The sequence below is a fragment of the Methylobacterium gregans genome, assembly GCF_022179245.1.
Lineage (GTDB): Bacteria > Pseudomonadota > Alphaproteobacteria > Rhizobiales > Beijerinckiaceae > Methylobacterium > Methylobacterium gregans.
Window position 1 is genome coordinate 1 of the sequence record NZ_BPQM01000202.1, and the last position, 5083, is coordinate 5083.

The 5083-nt window shown below is 67.2% G+C and carries 9 protein-coding genes; all 9 read left to right on the plus strand.

The window, feature by feature from the left end:
- Positions 1-816, plus strand: an 816-nt coding sequence (locus MFF54_RS27455; RefSeq protein ID WP_238307350.1) for an elongation factor Tu, incomplete at its 5' end; no start/stop codon positions are given.
- Between the two features lie 84 nt (positions 817-900).
- Complete coding sequence (gene rpsJ, locus MFF54_RS27460; RefSeq protein WP_066927377.1) at positions 901-1209, plus strand: 30S ribosomal protein S10; 309 nt, start codon at positions 901-903, stop codon at positions 1207-1209.
- Positions 1210-1255: 46 nt separating this feature from the next.
- Positions 1256-1978 carry a 50S ribosomal protein L3 gene (gene rplC / locus MFF54_RS27465; protein ID WP_238307351.1) on the plus strand — a complete coding sequence of 241 codons (723 nt, stop codon included), beginning with the start codon at positions 1256-1258 and terminating at the stop codon, positions 1976-1978.
- The gene (rplD, locus tag MFF54_RS27470) at positions 1978-2598 is read left to right on the plus strand and encodes a 50S ribosomal protein L4 (RefSeq protein ID WP_066927380.1); all 621 of its coding nucleotides are present in this window, start codon (positions 1978-1980) and stop codon (positions 2596-2598) included. The genes rplC and rplD overlap by 1 nt, the downstream gene beginning before the upstream one ends.
- On the plus strand, positions 2595-2891 hold the full coding sequence (locus MFF54_RS27475; protein WP_066927382.1) for a 50S ribosomal protein L23: 297 nt from the start codon (positions 2595-2597) through the stop codon (positions 2889-2891). Before rplD ends, MFF54_RS27475 begins: the two co-directional genes overlap by 4 nt.
- Before the next feature lie 21 nt (positions 2892-2912).
- Positions 2913-3749 (plus strand): 50S ribosomal protein L2, encoded by an 837-nt coding sequence (gene rplB, locus MFF54_RS27480; RefSeq protein WP_238307352.1) that lies wholly within the window; start codon positions 2913-2915, stop codon positions 3747-3749.
- Positions 3750-3754: 5 nt separating this feature from the next.
- The gene (gene rpsS, locus MFF54_RS27485; RefSeq protein WP_066927386.1) at positions 3755-4033 is read left to right on the plus strand and encodes a 30S ribosomal protein S19; all 279 of its coding nucleotides are present in this window, start codon (positions 3755-3757) and stop codon (positions 4031-4033) included.
- Between the two features lies 1 nt (position 4034).
- The gene (rplV, locus tag MFF54_RS27490) at positions 4035-4418 is read left to right on the plus strand and encodes a 50S ribosomal protein L22 (protein ID WP_066927388.1); all 384 of its coding nucleotides are present in this window, start codon (positions 4035-4037) and stop codon (positions 4416-4418) included.
- Positions 4419-4428: 10 nt separating this feature from the next.
- A partial coding sequence (gene rpsC / locus MFF54_RS27495; protein ID WP_238307353.1) for a 30S ribosomal protein S3 occupies positions 4429-5083 on the plus strand: 655 nt, incomplete at its 3' end.

Sequence of the window (5083 nt, forward strand, 5' to 3'; positions counted from 1 at the left end):
GTCGGCGTGCCGGCGCTGGTGGTGTTCCTCAACAAGGTCGACATGGTCGACGACGAGGAGCTCCTCGAGCTGGTCGAGCTGGAGGTGCGCGAGCTGCTCTCGAAGTACGACTTCCCCGGCGACGACATCCCGATCACCAAGGGCTCGGCCCTGATGGCGCTCGAGGACAAGGAGCCGAAGATCGGCCGCGACGCCGTGCTCAAGCTGATGGAGACGGTCGACGCCTACATCCCGCAGCCGGAGCGCCCGATCGATCTGCCGTTCCTGATGCCGATCGAGGACGTGTTCTCGATCTCGGGCCGCGGCACGGTGGTGACGGGTCGCGTCGAGCGCGGCATCGTGAAGGTGGGTGAGACGGTCGAGATCGTCGGCATCCGGGCGACCACGACGACGACGGTGACGGGCGTCGAGATGTTCCGCAAGCTGCTCGACCAGGGCCAGGCGGGCGACAACGTGGGCGTGCTGCTGCGCGGCACGAAGCGCGAGGACGTGGAGCGCGGTCAGGTCGTGTGCAAGCCGGGTTCGGTGAAGCCGCACACCAAGTTCAAGGCTGAGGCCTACATCCTGACCAAGGAGGAGGGCGGCCGCCACACGCCGTTCTTCACCAACTACCGCCCGCAGTTCTACTTCCGCACCACGGACGTGACCGGCGTGTGCACCCTGCCGGAGGGCACCGAGATGGTGATGCCGGGCGACAACGTCACCATGGACGTGGCGCTGATCGTGCCGGTCGCCATGGAGGAGAAGCTGCGCTTCGCCATCCGCGAGGGCGGCCGCACCGTCGGCGCCGGCGTCGTCGCTGCCATCACCGAGTAAGCGAGAGAGCAATCCTCAAGGGGATCGTGGCGGGGCGGGCCCTCGGCCCGCCCTTCCCCGTCGTCCCACTGAAGGCTTCAGGTCATGAACGGTCAGAACATCCGTATCCGCCTCAAGGCGTTCGATCACCGCATCCTGGATGCGTCGACCCGCGAGATCGTCTCCACCGCGAAGCGCACCGGCGCCCAGATCCGCGGCCCGATCCCGCTGCCGACCCATATCGAGCGGTTCACCGTCAACCGCTCGCCCCACATCGACAAGAAGTCGCGCGAGCAGTTCGAGATGCGCACCCACAAGCGCGTGCTCGATATCGTCGATCCGACCCCCCAGACCGTGGACGCGCTCATGAAGCTCGACCTCGCCGCTGGCGTGGACGTGGAGATCAAGCTCTGAGCCCCCGGGCTTAGGGCTTCACTGTCATCGCGCGAGGGAGAGACCTATGCGCTCAGGCGTCATCGCACAGAAGGTCGGCATGACCCGGGTCTTCACGGAGGCCGGCGAGCATGTGCCGGTTACCGTGCTCAAGATCGATCAATGCCAGGTGGTCGCACACCGCACCACCGAGAAGGACGGCTACGTCGCGCTGCAGGTCGGCGTGGGCAAGGCCAAGGTGAAGAACGTCTCCGCTGCCGAGCGCGGCCGCTTCGCGGTCGCCAAGGTGGAGCCGAAGAAGAAGCTCGCCGAGTTCCGCGTCACCGAGGACGCGCTGATCCCGGTCGGTGCCGAGATCACCGCGGACCACTTCGTTCCCGGCCAGTTCGTGGACGTCACCGGCACCTCGACCGGTAAGGGCTTCGCGGGCGGCATGAAGCGCTGGAACTTCGGCGGCCTGCGCGCCACCCACGGCGTGTCGATCTCGCACCGCTCGATCGGTTCGACCGGCGGCCGTCAGGATCCGGGCAAGACCTTCAAGAACAAGAAGATGCCGGGTCACCTCGGTGTCGAGCGGGTCACCACGCAGAACCTGCGCGTCGTGCGCACGGACCCCGAGCGTGGCCTGATCCTGGTCGAGGGCGCCGTCCCGGGCGTCGCCGGCGGCTGGATCCAGATCCGCGACTCGGTGAAGCGCAAGGCGCCCGCCGACCTGCCGCTGCCGGGCAAGTTCCGTGAGAACGGCGCCGCCCAGGCTCCCGAAGCCGCTCCCGCCGAGGAGAACGCGTGATGAAGCTTGATATCACCACGCTCGACGGTGCCGGGGCCGGCTCGGTCGAGCTCAACGACGACATCTTCGGTCTGGAGCCCCGCGCCGACCTGCTGCAGCGCATGGTGCGCTACCAGCTCGCCAAGCGCCGGGCTGGCACCCACGCCGTGCAGAACCGCTCGGACGTGAACCGCACCCGCAAGAAGGCCTACAAGCAGAAGGGCACCGGCAACGCGCGTCACGGCGCGGCCTCGGCCCCGCAGTTCCGCGGCGGCGGCCGGGCCTTCGGCCCGGTGGTGCGCGACCACGCCCACGACCTGCCCAAGAAGGTCCGGGCGCTGGCGCTTCGCCACGCCCTCTCGGCCAAGGCCAAGGCCTCGACCCTGATCGTCGTCGACGACATCAAGATCGACGACCATAAGACCAAGGGTCTGGTCGAGCGCTTCGGCAAGCTCGGTCTCTCGAACGCGCTGATCATCGGCGGCTCGGAGGTCGACGTGAATTTCGGCCGGGCCGCCCGCGCCATCCCGCAGATCGACGTGCTGCCGATCCAGGGCATCAACGTCTACGACATCCTGCGCCGCGACACCCTCGTTCTCACGAAGGCGGCGATCGACGCCCTCGAGGAGCGCTTCAAATGAGTCTCGATCCGCGCCACTACGACGTGATCGTCTCCCCGGTCATCACCGAGAAGGCGACGAACCTCACCGAGCAGAACAAGGTCGTCTTCCGGGTCGCTCCGAAGGCCACCAAGCCGCAGATCAAGGAAGCGGTGGAGAAGCTGTTCGACGTCAAGGTCACGGCGGTGAACACCCTCGTGACCAAGGGCAAGCAGAAGATTTTCCGCGGGCAGCGCGGACAGCGTTCGGACGTGAAGAAGGCGATCGTCACCCTCGCCGAGGGTGACTCGATCGACGTCACGACCGGGCTCTGAGGACGGGTTAGGACCAAACCGATGGCCTTGAAGACATTCAAACCGGTCACGCCGAGCCTGCGCCAGCTCGTCCTGGTCGACCGCCGTGAGCTCTACAAGGGCAAGCCGGTGAAGGCGCTGACCGTTGGCAAGATCTCGACCGGCGGCCGCAACAACCTCGGCCGCATCACCGTCCGCTTCCGCGGCGGCGGTCACAAGCGGTCGCTCCGCCTGGTCGATTTCAAGCGTCGCGAGCAGCTCAACGTGTCGGCGAACGTGGAGCGGATCGAGTACGATCCGAACCGCACCGCCTTCATCGCGCTGATCAGCTTCCCGGACGGCAAGCAGAGCTACATCCTGGCTCCGCAGCGCCTCCAGCCGGGCGACAAGGTGGTGGCCGGCGAGAACGTCGACATCAAGCCGGGCAATGCCGGCCCGATCGGCAACATGCCGGTGGGTACGATCGTGCACAACGTCGAACTGAAGATCGGCAAGGGCGGCGCGATCGCCCGCTCCGCCGGCAACTACGCGCAGATCGTCGGGCGCGACCAGGGCTACGTGACCCTGCGTCTCAACTCCGGCGAGCAGCGCCTGGTCCACGGCCAGTGCTTCGCCAGCGTCGGCGCGGTCTCGAACCCGGACCACATGAACATCTCGCTCGGCAAGGCCGGGCGCAACCGGTGGCTCGGCAAGCGCCCGCACAATCGCGGCGTGGCGATGAACCCGGTCGACCACCCGCACGGCGGCGGCGAGGGTCGCACCTCGGGCGGCCGTAACCCGGTCACGCCGTGGGGCGTGCCGACCAAGGGGAAGAAGACCCGCTCCAACAAGCGGACCGACGTCTTCATCCTGTCCAGCCGCCACAACCGCAAGAAGTAACCGCCATGGCACGTTCGATCTGGAAGGGGCCGTTCGTCGACGGCTACCTCTTCAAGAAGGCCGAGGCGGCTCGTGGTGCGAGCCGCAACGAGGTCATCAAGATCTGGAGCCGCCGCTCCACGATTCTCCCGCAGTTCGTCGGGCTCACCTTCGGTGTGCACAACGGGCAGAAGCACATCCCGGTCTACGTCACCGAGGAGATGGTCGGGCACAAGTTCGGCGAGTTCTCGCCGACCCGCACCTTCCCGGGCCACGCGGCCGACAAGAAGGCGAAGAGGCGCTGAGATGGGCAAGCAGGCCACCCCCCGCGCGCTCCCCGAGAACGAGGCGAAGGCGGTTGCGCGGATGATCCGCGTCTCCCCGCAGAAGCTCAACCTCGTGGCGCAGCTGATCCGCGGCAAGAAGGTGGAGTCGGCGCTCGCCGACCTCCAGTTCTCGCGTAAGCGCATCGCGACCGATGTCAAGAAGTGCCTCGAGAGCGCCATCGCCAACGCCGAGAACAACCACAACCTCGACGTGGACGACCTCGTCGTCTCCGAGGCCTATGTGGGCAAGGCGCTGGTTCTCAAGCGCTTCCACGCCCGTGCCCGCGGCCGCGGCGCACGTATCCTGAAGCCCTTCTCGAACCTCACCATCGTGGTTCGGGAAGTCCGGGCCGAAGCGGCCTGAGGAGGATCTGATGGGTCAGAAAGTCAACCCGATCGGTCTCCGGCTCGGCATCAACCGGACCTGGGACTCCCGCTGGTTCGCCGGCAAGGGCGAGTACGCCAAGCTCATGCACGAGGACGTCGCGATCCGCGCCGCCCTCATGAAGCAGCTCAAGCAGGCCGCGGTCTCCAAGATCGTGATCGAGCGCCCGCACCGGAAGTGCCGCGTCACCATCCACTCGGGCCGTCCGGGCGTGGTGATCGGTAAGAAGGGCGCGGACATCGAGAAGCTGCGCAAGCTCGTCGGCACGATGACGAAGGCCGACGTGACGATCAACATCGTCGAGGTGCGCAAGCCCGAGATCGACGCCACCCTGGTGGCCGACTCGATCGCCCAGCAGCTCGAGCGCCGCGTCGCCTTCCGTCGCGCCATGAAGCGCGCCGTGCAGTCGGCGATGCGTCTCGGCGCCGAGGGCATCCGCATCAACTGCTCGGGCCGTCTCGGCGGCGCCGAGATCGCGCGCCAGGAATGGTACCGCGAGGGCCGCGTTCCCCTGCACACCCTGCGGGCGGATGTGGACTACGGGACCGCCACGGCGTTCACCACCTACGGGACCTGCGGCATCAAGGTCTGGGTGTTCAAGGGCGAGATCCTCGAGCACGACCCGATGGCCCAGGACAAGAAGG